Below are 14,745 nucleotides of genomic sequence, written 5' to 3' on the forward strand. Positions count from 1 at the left end.
GAAGCATCGCGGGAACCCCTTGACCTCAACCGCACGTGAGGTCGAAGGCTGGTCGCCCCAGCCGAAACCAGCCCCGGGAGCCCCGCCATGTACGCCATCCGCCTCCACGCCTTCGGCCCCGCCGAGAATCTCCTCCACGAACAGACCGACGACCCCGTCCCCGCCCCCGGCCAGGTCCGCATCGCCGTGGCCGCTGCCGGCGTGCACCTCCTCGACACCCACCTGCGCGAAGGCAGACCCGGCCCCTACCGGTCCACCACCGGCGAACTCCCCACGATCCCCGGCCGCGAGATCGCCGGCACCGTCGAAGCCCTCGGCGACGGCACCGACCCCTCCTGGCTCGGCCGCCCCGTCGTCGCCCACATCGGCATGGCCCCCGGCGGCTACGCCGAACTGACCGTCGTGGACGCCGCGAAACTCCACCCGATCCCCGAAGGCCTCTCCCCCGCCGAAGCCGTGGCCATGATCGGCACCGGCCGCACCACCCTGGGCATCCTCCAGTACACCGACCTCGGCCCCCACTCCGTCGCCGTCGTCACCGCCGCGGCCGGCGGCATCGGCACGCTCCTCGTCCAGTACGCCAAGAACGCCGGAGCCACCGTCATCGGCCTCGCGGGCGGACCCGCCAAGACCGCCCGCGTCACGGCGAACGGCGCCGACCTCGCCGTCGACTACACCCTCCCCGACTGGCCCCGCCACGTCCGCGCCCACCTCGACGCCCTCGGCCGCCGCGCCACCGTCGTCCACGACTCGGTCGGCGGGAACACCGCACGCGCCGCCGTCGACCTGCTCGGCGAAGGCGGCCTGCACCTCGTCCACGGCAACTCGGGCGGACAGGCCCTCTCCCTCAGCGAGGAGGAACTCACCGCACGCGGCATCACGTCACGCAACGTCCTGGGCCCCGCGATGATTGAGAAAGGCGGCGGCATACGGGCCCTGGAGACCCGCGCCCTGGCCGAGGCCGCCGCAGGACGCCTCCGCCCGGCCGTCACCCGCTTCCCCCTCGCCGAGGCAGCCGCCGCCCACCGCGCCCTCGAGACACGCGGCACGGTGGGCAAGGTCGTCCTCGTACCGTAGAAAAGCTCAGACCGTCCCGAGCTCCGCCAGCGCCCCGTCCGTCAGCCGGTACACCGTCCACTCCTCCTGCGGACGCGCACCCAGCGACTCGTAGAACGCGATGGACGGGGCGTTCCAGTCCAGCACCGACCACTCCAGGCGCCCGTACCCCCGCTCCACGCAGATCCGTGCCAGCTCCGTCAGCAGCGCCTTCCCATGACCGCCACCACGCCGCTCCGGACGCACGTACAGGTCCTCCAGATACACACCGTGGACCCCGCGCCACGTCGAGAAGTTGAGGAACCACAGCGCGAACCCGACCACCTCGCCGTCCTCGTCCGACACCGCCATGTGCGCGTACGCGGCGGGCCGCTCCCCGAACAGCGCCTCCCGGAGCTGCTCCTCGGTGGCCTTCGCCTCGTCGAGGGCCTTCTCGTACTCGGCGAGTTCACGGACCATGGCGTGGATGGCGGGGACGTCTTCAACAGTGGCTGTACGAATCATGGGCGCAGCCTAGACAGACACGACCGCCGCACGCCCCTCAGTTCCGTCCCAGCAGCCGCCGGGCGATCTCCACGTCACCCGCCGGCAACCGCCGCGCCCCGCCCCCCACCACCCAGAGCCCGTTCTGCAACACCCTCCCCAGCGTCCACGCCCGCGCCCGCTCCCGCTCCAGCCCCAGCACCGCAGTCAGCAGATCGAACCTCCACAGCACCTCACCGGCGTCGAAACGGTTCGTCAGCGCCGGGAACAGCTCGAAGCCCGGATCCCCCGCCAACGGCTTCGGATCCAGCGCGACCCACTCCCCCGCCCGGCCCTCCTCCGCGCGCCCGGCCAGGATGTTGCCGTCATGCAGGTCCCAGTGCAGCAACCGGTCCCCCGGCTCCCCGGCAACCTCCCGCACCGCCGCCGCACAGTCCAGCAACAGGCGCCGCTCGCCCCCGTCGGCCAGGCTCGCAGCCGCCCCGGGCGCCGCCCCCAGCATCCGCGCCGCCATGTCCCCGAGCCGCCGCATCCCGGGAGGCGCCGCCACACGCACCAGCCGGGCCGACGTCTCCGCGAGCACCCGCACCGCGGCCCGCGCATCGGCCACCCCGGCCAACGGCCGCCGCTCGTCCAGCCGTTCCAGCAGCATCGCCCCGGCCGCCGCGTCCTGCTCCAGCAGTCCCACCGCCCCCGCGCCCGCAGCGCCCCACACCCGCAGCGCCTCCGGCTCCCCCACCGTCTCCTCGTCCACCCGCTGCAACTTCAGCGCGGCCCCACTGCCGTCCCCGCGCACCACCGGGAGCACCAGCGCACAGACCCCGTGCATCGCCGGCCCGTCCCGCCGCAGACCCCATTCGTCCAGGTACGCGGCAGCCATCCCCGGCAGCGCGTCGGCGAACACCCGGCCCTCCGCCCCACCATGGGCGCACAGGCTCACGACCAGCTCGTCCGGAACCTCGATCACGACCCGAGCGTAGAGGTACCGTCCCTCCAGCGACACGGCTGGACACGGACAAGCAGGGGACACATGAGCACCGTCAGTACCGTCAACGGCGGCATATCGTTCTGGTACGCGAGCGAGGGCACCCCACCCCCACGCGAGCCCCTCCCCGGCGACAGCACCGCCGACGTCTGCATCGTCGGCGGCGGCTACACCGGGCTCTGGACCGCCTACTACCTCAAGAAGGCCGTCCCCTTCCTCAACATCACCGTCCTGGAAGCCAAGTTCTGCGGCTACGGCGCCTCCGGCCGCAACGGCGGCTGGCTCTACAACGGCATCGCGGGACGCGACCGCTACGCCCGGCTGCACGGCCACGACGCCGCCGTCCGCCTCCAGCAGGCCATGAACGCCACCGTCGGCGAGGTGATCCGCGTCGCAGGCGAGGAGGACATCGACGCGGACATCCACCACGGGGGCGTACTCGAAGTCGCCCGCACCCCGGCCCAGCTGGCCCGCCTGAAGGACCTCCACTCCGTCGAGATCGCCTTCGGCGAGACCGACCGCGTCCTGCGCGGCGCCCGCGAGACCGCAGAGCACATCCGCGTCTCCGGCGCCGTCGGCTCCAGCTGGACCCCGCACGGCGCGCGCCTGCACCCCGCCAAGCTGGTCAAGGGCCTCGCCGACGCCGTGGAGGCCCTCGGCGTCACCCTCCACGAATCGACACCCGTCACCGAGATCAAGCCCAAGCACGCCGTCACCCCGTACGGCACGGTCCGCGCCCCCTACGTCCTGCGCTGCACCGAGGGCTTCACCGCGGGCCTCAAGGGCCACCGCCGCACCTGGCTCCCCATGAACTCCTCCATGATCGTCACCGAGCCCCTCTCCGAAGCCCTCTGGGACACCATCGGCTGGGACGGCCGCGAAACCCTCGGCGACACCGCCCACGCCTACATGTACGCCCAGCGCACCGCCGACAACCGCATCGCCATCGGCGGCAGAGGCATCCCCTACCGCTACGGCTCGGCCACCGACAACGACGGCCGCACCCAGCCCGCCACCGTCGAGGCGCTCCGCGACCTGCTCGTCCACTTCTTCCCCACGACCGCGCGCACCCGCATCGACCACGCCTGGTCCGGTGTGCTCGGCGTCCCCCGCGACTGGTGCGCCACCGTCACCCTGGACCGCAGCACGGGCCTCGGCTGGGCCGGCGGTTACGTCGGCTCGGGCGTCGCCACCGCCAACCTCGCGGCCCGCACCCTGCGCGACCTGATCCAGCAGGACTCCGGCCAGGCGGGCCCCACCGAACTGACCACCCTGCCCTGGGTCGACCACAAGGTCCGCCGCTGGGAACCCGAACCCTTCCGCTGGCTCGGGGTCCACACCCTCTACGCCGCCTACCGCACAGCCGACCGCCGCGAGGCCACCTCGTCCCGCCCCACCACGGACCCCCTGGCGAAGGCGGCGGACCGCATCGCGGGGCGGCACTGACGCCGGCGGGCTTTCACGGGCACCTCCGCCTGCCGGAGCACGAACAACAGAAAGCCCCAGGTCACGACGGAGTGACCTGGGGCTTTTTCGAGCCCCCTGTCGGATTCGAACCGACGACCTACGCATTACAAGGGCCCACGAGATCCTCCGGGCTGGTGCCGGACGATGCCATAGAATCCCGTTTCCCCAGGTCAGGGACACCTGGCCTTGATCACTATGACGCTGGGTCCACCCTAGTGCTACCCAGTCCGCTCACGCAGCGCTCACGCAAGCGAGACGTTCGACGACCGAAAAACCGCAGGTCGCTGGCCTTCGAAAGACGACCATCCGTACGGGCCCTCACTCCTGGCCCTGCGTGACTCGCCCCCGAGCCGGGGGCCTCAAACCTCACCCCTCGGCTGGAGCCCAGGGGCTCCGGGCGCTTCCTTCCGATCATCGCGCTGACCGTTGAAGATGGCGGCGAGGTGGTGGTGGCTTCGTCATAGCGGGTGGCCGGCCCCACCGCCGCTTCAGGGTGAAGCGGTTGCACGCATGCGGTGAGGCAGGGCCCGTCCAGCGAGATCCGGAAGGGCCCTGTCTGGCCTTGCCGGGATCATCAACCCTTGCTGATCACGAGCCCTGCCATCGCGGCGCTCAACGTGAGAAAGGCTCCGAACGCCGTGCCAGCCTTCAGCAGGACAGCCGGAAGAGGGTTGCCGCCGAGGTGGTGCAGTACGCCCGTGATCCCTCCGCAGATCACGGCCGTTTCCACGGCTACCACCCCGCTCAACACCCAGATGACGATGTACTCGTATGACACCTGCAGCCCTCCTTCGTCGTTGTCCGGACCTACCTTCCACCCGTGATCGACACTTTTTGTTCACCATGCACAATGGTGCACAGAGATGAACAAGGGGATCGGGGGAGGGTGCGTGACGAACGACCCGCTGGCTGAACTGGGCCAGCGCCTGACTGACTTGCGTGTGATGAGCGGCTGGAACGTCAATCAGCTCGTCGCTAGGTGCGGTTCTCTGGGGCGGACAGTGATCAGCAACGCACTGAACGCCCGTAAGGGCCGGAAAATCCCATCTGCGGACACGGTCGTTAGGATCTGCCAGGCTCTCGGCGCGGACTCGACCCCGTTGCTTGAACTGCTCAGGCAAGCCAAGGAGGATCGGCGGACTCCGCCCCCCGGCCGCGAGCAGAGGACCGGAGCCGGCAGTTCGCCCGAGAACCCAGCTCTGAGGTAGACGATGCCGCCGACACTTCAGGCCGGTTCGACCCGCTACGACGCGAGAACCTGGAACGGTCAGTGCAGTGGGCGCTGGAAAGTGCTCCACCCGTCCCGCTTGCCTCGTTCCCTGCGGCGCCGGTCGAAGGTCTGTACGCCCTGTACTACGTGGGGTCGCACTCGCTCTATCGCCCGGTGTCCTCATCGGCTTGCGCGGTTCCGATCTATGTCGGCAAGTCCCTGTCGAGTGGGAAGTCTCGTAGCGGGATGGTCGTCCGGGGTTCCATGAATCGTCGGCTGCGCACTCATCTGAGATCGCTCAAGGACGTACACGACCTTGATGCCCAGGACTTCCTGGTGCGGTATCTCCCAGTAGACGAAATCTGGACGATTGGCCCTGAGCGGCTCATGATCGGTGATCACCGACCGGTCTGGAACGTCGTCGTCGAAGGCTTCGGGGTCCACATGCAGGGGAGCGTTCGGGCGCCAACGACCCCTCGGACATTCTGGGATGAGCTGCATCCGGGAAGGCCGCAGTCCGAGCGCCAGAGGGACGCCGAGTTGAGCCGCGCCGATCTGCAACGGGCGGTGCGGCAGCACTTCGCTCGCATGGCAAGTGACTAAAGCGCATGGCGTCGACCGACGGACCAGGGGCTGGGGGCGCCCGGACTACAGCATGCCCTTCTCCAACAGATCACGGATCGCGTCGTCTCGCCTGCGAACAACGATCCCGCCCATCCCCGGCGCTATACACAACGACAGCGGCTCCTGGAGACAGCCCCGCCTCCGCGAGTACCCCCAAGGGAATCTCGATGGCGCCTGCTTCGGAGATGGTGGCCTCGGCTGGTTCCCTGATCATTCCGCCAGTGTGCCACCGCCCACGGGTCGACTTAGAGCGTGATCAGATCGCTCCGGGGGGCCGCCCGGCCGCGCTCGTCGGAGGCGTTGCATGCAGCTTCAGGTGCTCGCGGACCGCTTCTCGGAGTGGCATGGGCCCCGATGGCTGGGAGCGCATCCCGTCGGCCCACGCCACACCGGTGTGGACCTCATGCCACTTTGGTCGCATCTGTTCGGCCTGGCGGGGCCCTCCCTGGGGGTTCACGCCGAAGCCCTCAAGTATCACGTTCCAGACAGGCTGGAGGTCTTGGATCATCAAGCGCTCGGCCATCGGCGTGAAGAGGTCGTCGGCGGGGAGGTAGCGGACGTAGAAGTCTTCCAGTTCGAAATCAGCGGCCGCTTTGAGCTTCCGCCGATGGGTCGAGAGTCGCTTCCAAAGCGGCGTTCCTGCCCACGCTTCGGCGACCTCAACGCCCTTGCGGCCGCCCTCAGGATCAGACTTGCCCACATAAATGGGCACCTCGAACGATCCGGAGATCGGCGCGTACAGCTCGTGGTCCCCCGCGTAGTAGATCGCGTAGATCCCGCAGCCGTTGAACGACCGGACCCTGTCCATCCGAATAGGCTCGCCGGACGTTAGCGCCCAGAGCACACTGCGCCCGAGGTTTTCCCGTCGAAGCGGGTCGTAGATGCTGTCGGCGCCAGCCTTTGGCGGCTCGTCCACGACGCCATCGAAGGGAAGTTGGGCTGACACGGCGGCTTCTCCGTTTCTTGTTCGGAATCGTTGGCTACTGGATGGGATGCTGGCCCGCGCGGGCTGGGTCAGCCCCCTGTTGTTGGCGGATCGACTTCGATGTCCCCTGCCGGCTCGGCCTCGGGCACGGCGTTGACGCGTTGGCCAGCGCGGTAGTACCGCCACGCGCTCTTGTAGTCACTGGGGCTGTCGTCGTACATGATCACGTAGCCCATGAGAGCGGCGACCTGCCATTTAGCCGGTATCTCCGCCGAGACCAGCTGGAAGACCTCGTCGGCGGTCATTGCGGCCGATGGCACGTGAACGCTTCGAGCCTTGAAGTCCGCCGACTTTCCGTACCTGAAGTTGTACGGGAGGCCAGCCTTGATCGTCTCCAGGAGTTCCTGCAGCGTCGTCTCGCCGGGCAACAACCCCTTGATCGGCCGGTCAAGATCGATGGGGAACACGACGTCGAAGTGGTTCTGCTTCAGGACGGTGCTGTCCCGCTGGCGGCCAGGATCCTTGTTACCGAAGCCGTTGTTGTTCCAGGGGATGTCGCCCATGCCCTTGTGGTGGGTGATGAGCAGCTGTTCCGGGGCGAGGGCGGAGAAGTCCTCGGCTACGTACAGGCACGAGAAGGCCATCTCGTCCGGGGAGATGTTGCGGCGCCCCGAAATCTTGCCGAGGTGGTTGCGGAGACGGGCCGGCAGGGACTTGTCGGCCTTGCCGACGTAGACGAACTCGCCGTTCAAGTAGAGCTGGTAGACCCCGGGCTTCTCCTTGAGCCGCGCGATGTTCGGCTCCGTGAGTGGAGCCCTGTCGAGTCCATCGAGGGCGGCGGCCAGCTGGTCACCGAGCGCCTTGGTGATGCTCAACGTGAAGTCCTTGTGGTACTGCGTCCCGTCGTCGGAGCCCACCACCGGCGTCATCGGTCCCACTCCCTTGTCGGCATGATCGCGGGCAGCCTATCGGCGACCTGCACACACTGACGAACCTTCAGCTCGAAGTGGCTTGAAGATCTACAACTCCGCGGTATGCTTTTGAAATGGCTGAACTGCAAGAAGGATCAAAGAAGGATCGCACGGGTGTCGAGCTCTTCGCTGGCGCCGGCGGTCTGGCCATGGCCGTCCACCGTGCCGGATTCCGCCCCCTGCTCTTCAATGAGTTCGCCAAGCGGGCGTGCGAGACCCTGGAGGCCAACGGGGCCCAGCGGCTGCCGGACGGCCAGAAGCCGACGCGGGCTCCCGAATCCGACGAGAAGGTGCCCCTCGTCGCGGGCGATGTCCAAGAACTCGACATGGACTACCTGGCCGGCGAAGTGGACGTCCTCGCTGGCGGCCCTCCCTGCCAGCCGTTCAGCCTCGGCGGCGTCGCCAAGGGCGACGAGGACAAGCGGAACATGTTCCCCCAGATGTTCAAGGCCGTCCGGCAGATCCAGCCGAAGGCCGTGATCTGCGAGAACGTCCGCGGTCTACTCAGGCCCTCATTCCGTCGCTACTTCGACTACATCCAGCGCGAGCTGGAGCTGCCTTTCGAGGAGCGAGTCGACGGCACCGACTGGGAGCAGCACTACGAGTACCTGCTGGAGCGCCGCGAGAAGGAGCTGGACGATCCCGGGAAGCGGTACGACACCGTCATGATGCCGGTGAACGCAGCCGACTACGGGGTCCCGCAGATTCGCAATCGCGTGATCATCGTCGCGTTTCGTCGCGACCTGAACGCCGACCTTGAGCTCTTCAAGGACCTCGTGAGGCCGACGCACTCCGAGACTGCCCTCTTCCGATCCATGGAGGACGGGAGCTACTGGGAGCGGCACGCGAATGTGCCCGACCACGTGCGCGAGTGGGTCATGGCCCGCCTCCCGAAGACCATGCCCATGGACGACGGCCTGCTCCCCTGGCACACCCTGCGTGACGCGATCGTCGGTATCGGTGACAACAAGCCACTGCCAGAGGTACCGGACGAGTGGCTGGACCGCACCGAGCACTTCCTCGGCGGGTTCACGGAACACGTCGGTTGGCCCGGTGCCCGCATCTACGACGGGCACACCCCCAACGAACTCGACCGCCCGGCGAAGACCGTCAAGGCCGGCGTGCACGGCGTGCCCGGCGGCGAGTCGGTCATGCTCCTGGACGAGCTGGTAACCGACAAGGCCGCTCAGGGCGGCGTCCGGTACAAGTACCGGTACATGACGGTTCGCGAAACCGCTCGCGTCATGACCTTCCCCGACACGTGGGAGCTCAAGGGCCCGCGGGGGGAGAAGATGCGCCAGCTCGGCAACGCCGTACCCGTTGCCCTTGGCGAGGTCTTCGCCAAGGCGGTCGCCGCCGTCCTGGACGAGGCGGAGGAGCGCCAGAAGTGACGGCGCCCACCAGCAGAGCGCAGAGCGGCTGGAAGCACGACCCGCCGCCGGACCGGGCGTGGAAGGGGCGGCCCGGCAGGGCACGCTCCGCCATCGCCGCTGAGCAGGACCGGGCGGCCGGCGGTCGTCACAGACGATCTGTGGACCTCGGCGAGGGGCGCTTCGCCCGGGCCTCTGTGGAGCTGAAGGTTCTTCCCGACACACGACGCATTCGCGCGTACCTGCGCTGGTCCGACGGCGGCAAGTCCCCGGCCCGCTACCTCGGACAGGTCGAGCACGAGACCCGGGCCGCGAACCTCGCCGAGGGTTGGAGGATGGCCTGGGAAAAGGGCCTTCTCACCGAGGAACCGCCGGCTGAGGGCTCCTGGGCTTCCTCGCCATCCGTGCGTGCGGTGATGCGGGGCAACAGGAACAAGGACACCCGGCCAGAGCTGCGACTCCGCTCCTTGCTGCACAAGCAGGGCCTCCGCTACCGCGTGGCGGCACGGCCGCTTCCCGAACTGCGACGAACCGCCGACGTGTTGTTCTCCAAGCCAAAGGTTGCGGTCTTCGTTGACGGCTGCTACTGGCACGGATGCCCCGAGCATCTTCGGGAGTCACACAAGAACGCCGAGTTCTGGCGTAGCAAGATCGAGGGCAATCGCGCTCGCGATGCCGAGACCGACCGCCTGCTTGGTGAAGCGGGGTGGACCGTCGTCCGCGTCTGGGAGCACGAAGATCCTGTGGATGCCTGCGCTCGGATCGAGGGCATAGTGCGACAGGCATCAAGGGACTCGACCGGTTAAAGGCAGCATCCGGGAAGTGCGTTCGCGGCTACGTGCTTGACTCCACCATTGAGGCATGAGGCATGGCATGAACGATTCGATCGTTGAGTGGGCGACACTGGTGGCGGAGGCAGAGCTCCGGAGTCCCCTTCCCCGCCGGTGGGCGCATACGCGAGGTGTGGCTAGTCGTGCGGCCGAGGTTGCGTCCGCTATAGGCAATGACGCCGCCCTACTCGTCGCCGCCGCCACGCTGCACGATGTCGGGTACGCGCCTCGGCTGGCTCTCACAGGGTTCCACCCGCTGGACGGTGCTCGGTTCCTCCGCGACAAGCACGGGGCCGACGAGCGGCTGGTGCGGCTGGTGGCCAACCACTCGTTTGCGCTCCTTGAGGCAGAGGAGCGCGGGTTGCGCGAGGAGCTTACGACGGAGTTTCCCTTGCTGGAGCAGCCGCTGCTTGTGGACGCCCTCGTGTACTGCGACATGACCACGACGCCCGACGGGGGCCGGACCACCGCGCAGGACCGGGTCGCGGAGATCCTCAGCCGCTACGGGGACGACAGTGTGGTCGGGCGGTTCATTCGCCGGGCGGCACCGGAGATCTGCGCCTCCGTGGAGCGAGTGGAAGCCGCTGTTGCGGCTCAGCCTAGGTAGGGGTACGTGCCGTCGAGGTAGTCGCCGATCTGCTGGCGCATGCTGGGGTGGATGTCGTAGTCGTCCAGGTCGTTCGGCTGGACGTAGCGGACGCCGTCGGCTTCGTCGTTGATCGTGGGCTCGCCGCCCACGGGACGGCCGATGTAGGTGTTCTCGTACTGCTGGCGGATCTCACCGTCCGTGTAGGCCACGATGTGGTTCGGGTTCGTGTAGACCCCCAAGAATCCCGTGACCTCGGCGATGATCCCGGTCTCCTCCAGGCATTCGCGCACGGCGCACTGGGCAGCCGTCTCGCCGATGTCCTGCGCGCCGCCCGGCAGGGCCCACTGGCCGGTGTCCCTGCGGCGCTGGAGCAGTATGGCGCCGTTTTCGTCGACGACGAGGAGGTTGTTGGCGGGGATGAGCGTATTCGCCTTGGGGGCCTTGGGGTCGTTGTAGTACTCAGTCCTGCCCATGTGACGAGGGCCCCTCCTGGTCTGGTGTCCAGGGCCGTGCGGTGGCCCAGACAGCTTCGAAACTCTGAGCGTAGTTGTCGAACCAGCCCGTGGTGTCAGCTCTGCGGAGATGCAGGATGGGGTTGGCGCTGGCCGGTTGGCCCCAGACGTGTGGGTTGGCCAGGAGGTTGTTGTCGTAGCGGAACATGGAGGTGTAGAGCGTGGTGTCGTGCAGTCTTACCTCGCAGCCTGCATTGGAGAGTAAAGGCCGGTAGTAGGTGAGGGAGGCGCGGATCTTGGCGGCGAGGGTGTCGCCGATGCCCTCCTCTCGGCCTCGAATGGCTACTGCCTGGCCGTTCGAGTCGCCGAAGCAGAGCCGCACTCGAACCCCGTCCGATGCGCGCTCGGCGAGCATCTTTGCGACGTGAGGGTTGGACTGGGCGAAGAAGGTGCCGGAGAAGACGAGGACGCCGATCTGCTCCTGCGCACCTTTGAGCAGCGACAGCCACGTGTCCCGTGGGACGCTCGCTCGGTTCTGGTAGGTCGTGACCAGTTCCGGCTCTGACCCGGCGGACTGCTGTTGGGCACCACGTACCGGTGTCGGCCACAGGAACAGTTCCTCCACCCGCAAGTGCCGTGCGACGCGGAAGCGGTGGCGAGCGTGGGGCACACGTCCGCCGAGCCATCGGCTCACCGTCTTGGGGTCTACCTCGCAGACTTCGGCTAGGGATTCGGGTGGGATGCCGCGCTGGGCGAGTACGGAGTGCAGTCGCTCGTTCACAGGCGCCATACAAGCTGAAGGGGCCGGGAGCGGCAAGGACGTTCCGGGACGTTCTGCGGGGCGTCGACGGCACGACCAGGGTGCTTACGCTGGGCGTATGGAGCTCATCGTCCTGTGGGACATCGACCACACGCTGATCGAGAATGCCGGGGTCAGCAAGGAGATCTACGCCGCTGCCTTCACAGGGCTGTCGGGGAAAGAGCCCATGGGGCCGGCGCGGACGGAAGGTCGCACGGATCGCCTGATCATGCGCGAGATGTTCCACCGAAACGGTGTGGCTGAGCCGGACTGGGCTGCTGTCGAGGAGGCCCTCACGGCCGCAGGTGCCGCGCGTCTGTCCGAGCTCAGCCGACGCGGAACAGCGTTGCCTGGCGTGCGTGAGATTTTGAAGGAAGCCTCCGTACGCAGTGCCTGGGTGTCCTCGGTACTCACCGGCAATATCGCGGCCAACGCCCGAGTGAAGGTATCGGCCTTCGGTCTCGATCCCCTGCTTGATCTGCAAGTTGGCGCCTATGGTGCTGACGCCCTCCAGCGGCCGGACCTGGTTGCTGTCGCCCGTGATCGTGCCCAACAGCTGCGAGGCGCACCAGGCGACGTGCCCGTCGTGCTCGTGGGCGATACACCCAGGGACGTCGCGGCCGCAATCTCCACGGGTTCCGACATCATCGCGGTCGCCTCCGGCGTCCACAGCGCCGAGGAACTGGCCGCTGCCGGTGCGCATAGGGTTCTGCCCGACCTGACGGACACCGCTCATGTGCTCGGAATCCTGGAGACATTTGCGGCGTCCTGAAAACGTCCCAGGACGTCCTTGGAGCGTCCCGATCCGCGGTGACGGGGTCCGTACCTGTCCCGCCAGTATCGGGTCTCCCACCAGGCAATCGCCCGAAGGAGACCCTCGTGATCAGCGAAGTCACCGGGATCCGCAGAATCCGGATGCTGTACTTGCAGCTGCTGTACCGCTGCAACTTCGAATGCCTGCACTGCTTCCACGGCAAGCGGCTCCAGCACGCCGACGCCTTCACCGCGGACGAGGCGATCAACCTCCTCACCCTCATGCGCGACCAGTACGGCACCGACGCTGTCACCCTGCTGGGCGGCGAACCGTTCGTCTACCGGGACCTCACCCAGGTCGTCCAGTACGCCAAGCGGGACCTGTGCCTGCGGGTCGAGATCTGCACCAACGGCTACCGGATCGAGCGCCGGCTGACCGAGATCGCCCCCGACCTGGACCTGCTCCGGGTATCGCTGGAGGGCATCGGCTCGACCAACGACCACATCCGCAAGTTCGGAAGCTACCGCAGCGCGCTGAGCGCCCTCGAAATCGCCCAGCGACTCGGTGTCCGCACCGGAGCCACCATGACGGTCACCTCACGCAACATTGAAGAGGTACTGCCGCTCGCTCGCGTACTCCAGGGCTACGGCGTGGAGCAGCTGAAACTGCACTGCCTCCGGCCGGTCGGCAACGCTGCCGATCACCCCGAGCTCCTGATCACCGACCCTGCGGCCTACGCCCGCCTTCGCGGCCGGCTGGATGCGGCCGACCTGGAGATCGAGGTGATCGTCGACGAGGACCTGTCCGAGGTCGGCGCCCCGGACTCCTGCCTTCCCGACGGGGGCCCCGTCGAAATCGAGCGGATCGAGGCCGACCCGCGCGGCGCGCTCACCATGTCCTGCAAGGCGGTCGGCAAGGACTCGCACGCGTTCTGGTACGACAAGCTGGCCGACCACATTGACCACCGGCCCTCCCCCACCGACGAGCTCACACTCGCGGTACCGGATGTGGTGTACGCCCGTGTCTGACGGTCCGCTGTTCGAGAGCCTCGAAGGGCTCCGCGGCACTGGAAAGTCGACCATCGCCCCGATGCTGGCAGCGGCACGCCACGCCGTCCTGGTCCCGACCGTGCCTCTCTTCTACCAGCCTCTGCGCCGAGAGGTGGACCGGCGTGGAAACACCGAGGCCCGGATGTGCTTCTACTTGTCCGCACTGTTCACCGTGACCGATGAGATCCGGCGTCTCCTTGCCGAGGGCACCCCGGTGGTCGTGGAGAGCTACTTCACGCGCTGTCTGGCTAACCACCAGGCACTCGGGTCCGCCCTCGGCGTCAGGCTCCCGCCCAGCTTGCCCCAGCCCGTGACGTACCAACTGACGTGCGGCAAGGGCGAGCGGGGGCGCAGGCTCGCCGAGCGCATCAAACCGGTCTCCCGCTGGGACGTCCTGGCAGAAGAGGTGGCAGACCGCGTCACCGACGCCTACACCCAGTTCCCGATGCACCACGTGGACACCACACATCTGGACCCCGACGAGGTCCTCCAGACGATCCTGTCCATCGACACGCAAGGAGCCCCCCACCGTGCAAACGCAGAGCCTGTGGGAGCACACCCTCACGTTCTTCCCCCAGTTCCTCGCCGCGCTGAAGGAGCGTGCCGCTCCTGACGCCACGGTCATGGTCGTGGGGGCGAGCGACGGAAAATTCGTCCTGCCCCTGGCTTCCGCCGGCTACCAGGTGATCGCGGTAGAGCACGACCCGCTCGCTCTGCATGGAGGCGAGGTCATCCTCCCGGGTGACAACCGGGCCCACGCGATGGGCCTCCTCGACCGCCTCAAGCTCGAATCACTCCACGACCGCGTGCAGATCGTGGAGGAGGACTTCCTCCAATGGGAGCCTTCGGGCCCGCCCTGCGATGCCATCTGGACCAGCTGCTCCTGGCATTACAGTGCCAACCATCATCGCCCGCTCGCTGATTTCGTCACCCGCATGCAGTCCTCTGTCGGCCGGAACGGCCTGTACGGCGCGGAGTTCATGATGCCCATCACCCAGCGCCAGCACCTGATCGAGCACTACACGTCCCCCGAGAAGCTCAGGCGTCACTTCATCGGCGACTGGGATGTCCTGCTGACCCTGCGCACGAACGAGTTCACCGAGCGAGCCCACATCGGCCAGCTCCAGGACCACACCCACCGAATGGGCCTGCTCCTCGCGGCCCGCACTCCCTCCTAGTAC

18 protein-coding genes are annotated in these 14,745 nt (G+C 67.8%); 11 read left to right on the top strand and 7 right to left on the bottom strand.

Translation table 11 applies throughout. From position 1 onward, the window contains the following. The first annotated feature begins 87 nt into the window (after positions 1–87). Positions 88–1,077 carry a zinc-binding dehydrogenase gene (locus ACFY8O_RS06240; RefSeq protein WP_387899306.1) on the top strand — a complete coding sequence of 330 codons (990 nt, stop codon included), beginning with the start codon at positions 88–90 and terminating at the stop codon, positions 1,075–1,077. Positions 1,078–1,083: 6 nt separating this feature from the next. Here ACFY8O_RS06240 and ACFY8O_RS06245 read toward each other — a convergent pair whose 3' ends face one another. Together ACFY8O_RS06245 and ACFY8O_RS06250 are read right to left on the bottom strand one after the other, a co-directional pair. Further along, on the bottom strand, positions 1,084–1,560 hold the full coding sequence (locus tag ACFY8O_RS06245; RefSeq protein ID WP_145804525.1) for a GNAT family N-acetyltransferase: 477 nt from the start codon (positions 1,558–1,560) through the stop codon (positions 1,084–1,086). Between the two features lie 37 nt (positions 1,561–1,597). Continuing rightward, entirely contained in the window at positions 1,598–2,506 is a 909-nt protein-coding gene (locus ACFY8O_RS06250) for an aminoglycoside phosphotransferase family protein (RefSeq protein ID WP_387899310.1), read from the bottom strand. A 63-nt stretch (positions 2,507–2,569) separates the two neighbouring features. On the opposite strand from ACFY8O_RS06250, the gene ACFY8O_RS06255 reads away from it, so the two are divergent. Then, complete coding sequence (locus ACFY8O_RS06255) at positions 2,570–3,970, top strand: NAD(P)/FAD-dependent oxidoreductase (protein ID WP_387899313.1); 1,401 nt, start codon at positions 2,570–2,572, stop codon at positions 3,968–3,970. 595 nt (positions 3,971–4,565) lie between these two features. Here ACFY8O_RS06255 and ACFY8O_RS06260 read toward each other — a convergent pair. Next, positions 4,566–4,769: a hypothetical protein gene (locus ACFY8O_RS06260; protein WP_387899316.1), complete on the bottom strand. Its 204-nt coding sequence runs from the start codon at positions 4,767–4,769 to the stop codon at positions 4,566–4,568. Between the two features lie 85 nt (positions 4,770–4,854). On the opposite strand from ACFY8O_RS06260, the gene ACFY8O_RS06265 reads away from it, so the two are divergent. Both ACFY8O_RS06265 and ACFY8O_RS06270 read left to right on the top strand, forming a co-directional pair. Further along, positions 4,855–5,199: a helix-turn-helix domain-containing protein gene (locus ACFY8O_RS06265; protein WP_387899318.1), complete on the top strand. Its 345-nt coding sequence runs from the start codon at positions 4,855–4,857 to the stop codon at positions 5,197–5,199. Positions 5,200–5,261: 62 nt separating this feature from the next. After that, positions 5,262–5,804: an Eco29kI family restriction endonuclease gene (locus ACFY8O_RS06270; RefSeq protein ID WP_387899321.1), complete on the top strand. Its 543-nt coding sequence runs from the start codon at positions 5,262–5,264 to the stop codon at positions 5,802–5,804. A 277-nt stretch (positions 5,805–6,081) separates the two neighbouring features. On the opposite strand, the gene ACFY8O_RS06275 is transcribed toward ACFY8O_RS06270, so the two are convergent. Beyond that, positions 6,082–6,771 carry an Eco29kI family restriction endonuclease gene (locus tag ACFY8O_RS06275; RefSeq protein ID WP_387899324.1) on the bottom strand — a complete coding sequence of 230 codons (690 nt, stop codon included), beginning with the start codon at positions 6,769–6,771 and terminating at the stop codon, positions 6,082–6,084. A 68-nt stretch (positions 6,772–6,839) separates the two neighbouring features. Further along, positions 6,840–7,679, bottom strand: coding sequence for a GIY-YIG nuclease family protein (locus tag ACFY8O_RS06280; protein WP_387899327.1), 840 nt, complete (start codon positions 7,677–7,679; stop codon positions 6,840–6,842). Between the two features lie 116 nt (positions 7,680–7,795). Here ACFY8O_RS06280 and ACFY8O_RS06285 point away from each other — a divergent pair, with 116 nt between their 5' ends. The 3 genes from ACFY8O_RS06285 (at position 7,796) to ACFY8O_RS06295 (ending at position 10,528) form a co-directional block, all read left to right on the top strand. Next, positions 7,796–9,112: a DNA cytosine methyltransferase gene (locus ACFY8O_RS06285; protein WP_387899330.1), complete on the top strand. Its 1,317-nt coding sequence runs from the start codon at positions 7,796–7,798 to the stop codon at positions 9,110–9,112. Beyond that, positions 9,109–9,897: a very short patch repair endonuclease gene (locus ACFY8O_RS06290; protein ID WP_030624935.1), complete on the top strand. Its 789-nt coding sequence runs from the start codon at positions 9,109–9,111 to the stop codon at positions 9,895–9,897. The genes ACFY8O_RS06285 and ACFY8O_RS06290 overlap by 4 nt, the downstream gene beginning before the upstream one ends. Before the next feature lie 67 nt (positions 9,898–9,964). Continuing rightward, positions 9,965–10,528, top strand: coding sequence for an HD domain-containing protein (locus ACFY8O_RS06295; protein ID WP_387899334.1), 564 nt, complete (start codon positions 9,965–9,967; stop codon positions 10,526–10,528). Here ACFY8O_RS06295 and ACFY8O_RS06300 read toward each other — a convergent pair. Both ACFY8O_RS06300 and ACFY8O_RS06305 read right to left on the bottom strand, forming a co-directional pair. After that, on the bottom strand, positions 10,516–10,983 hold the full coding sequence (locus ACFY8O_RS06300) for an NUDIX hydrolase (protein ID WP_387899337.1): 468 nt from the start codon (positions 10,981–10,983) through the stop codon (positions 10,516–10,518). The genes ACFY8O_RS06295 and ACFY8O_RS06300 overlap by 13 nt on opposite strands. Beyond that, the gene (locus ACFY8O_RS06305; RefSeq protein WP_387899340.1) at positions 10,970–11,743 is read right to left on the bottom strand and encodes an XRE family transcriptional regulator; all 774 of its coding nucleotides are present in this window, start codon (positions 11,741–11,743) and stop codon (positions 10,970–10,972) included. Before ACFY8O_RS06305 ends, ACFY8O_RS06300 begins: the two co-directional genes overlap by 14 nt. Positions 11,744–11,840: 97 nt before the next feature. On the opposite strand from ACFY8O_RS06305, the gene ACFY8O_RS06310 reads away from it, so the two are divergent. The 4 genes from ACFY8O_RS06310 to ACFY8O_RS06325 all read left to right on the top strand — a co-directional run bounded on the left by ACFY8O_RS06310 (position 11,841) and on the right by ACFY8O_RS06325 (position 14,742). Further along, the gene (locus tag ACFY8O_RS06310; RefSeq protein WP_387899343.1) at positions 11,841–12,533 is read left to right on the top strand and encodes an HAD family hydrolase; all 693 of its coding nucleotides are present in this window, start codon (positions 11,841–11,843) and stop codon (positions 12,531–12,533) included. 107 nt (positions 12,534–12,640) lie between these two features. After that, the gene (locus ACFY8O_RS06315; RefSeq protein WP_387899346.1) at positions 12,641–13,543 is read left to right on the top strand and encodes a radical SAM protein; all 903 of its coding nucleotides are present in this window, start codon (positions 12,641–12,643) and stop codon (positions 13,541–13,543) included. Beyond that, positions 13,536–14,177, top strand: coding sequence for a hypothetical protein (locus tag ACFY8O_RS06320; protein ID WP_387899349.1), 642 nt, complete (start codon positions 13,536–13,538; stop codon positions 14,175–14,177). Before ACFY8O_RS06315 ends, ACFY8O_RS06320 begins: the two co-directional genes overlap by 8 nt. Then, a complete protein-coding gene (locus tag ACFY8O_RS06325; protein WP_387899352.1) occupies positions 14,095–14,742 on the top strand; it encodes an SAM-dependent methyltransferase in 648 nt (215 codons plus the stop codon). Before ACFY8O_RS06320 ends, ACFY8O_RS06325 begins: the two co-directional genes overlap by 83 nt. The last annotated feature ends 3 nt before the right edge of the window (positions 14,743–14,745 follow it).

The organism is Streptomyces argenteolus, assembly GCF_042902585.1.
GTDB lineage: Bacteria > Actinomycetota > Actinomycetes > Streptomycetales > Streptomycetaceae > Streptomyces > Streptomyces argenteolus.

Coding starts and splice junctions, on each gene's coding strand:
- ACFY8O_RS06240 (WP_387899306.1), top strand. CDS start 88: ATGTACGCCATCCGCCTCCACGCCTTCGGCCCCGCCGAGAATCTCCTC.
- ACFY8O_RS06245 (WP_145804525.1), bottom strand. CDS start 1,560: ATGATTCGTACAGCCACTGTTGAAGACGTCCCCGCCATCCACGCCATG.
- ACFY8O_RS06255 (WP_387899313.1), top strand. CDS start 2,570: ATGAGCACCGTCAGTACCGTCAACGGCGGCATATCGTTCTGGTACGCG.
- ACFY8O_RS06265 (WP_387899318.1), top strand. CDS start 4,855: ATGAACAAGGGGATCGGGGGAGGGTGCGTGACGAACGACCCGCTGGCT.
- ACFY8O_RS06280 (WP_387899327.1), bottom strand. CDS start 7,679: ATGACGCCGGTGGTGGGCTCCGACGACGGGACGCAGTACCACAAGGAC.
- ACFY8O_RS06285 (WP_387899330.1), top strand. CDS start 7,796: ATGGCTGAACTGCAAGAAGGATCAAAGAAGGATCGCACGGGTGTCGAG.
- ACFY8O_RS06295 (WP_387899334.1), top strand. CDS start 9,965: ATGAACGATTCGATCGTTGAGTGGGCGACACTGGTGGCGGAGGCAGAG.
- ACFY8O_RS06300 (WP_387899337.1), bottom strand. CDS start 10,983: ATGGGCAGGACTGAGTACTACAACGACCCCAAGGCCCCCAAGGCGAAT.
- ACFY8O_RS06310 (WP_387899343.1), top strand. CDS start 11,841: ATGGAGCTCATCGTCCTGTGGGACATCGACCACACGCTGATCGAGAAT.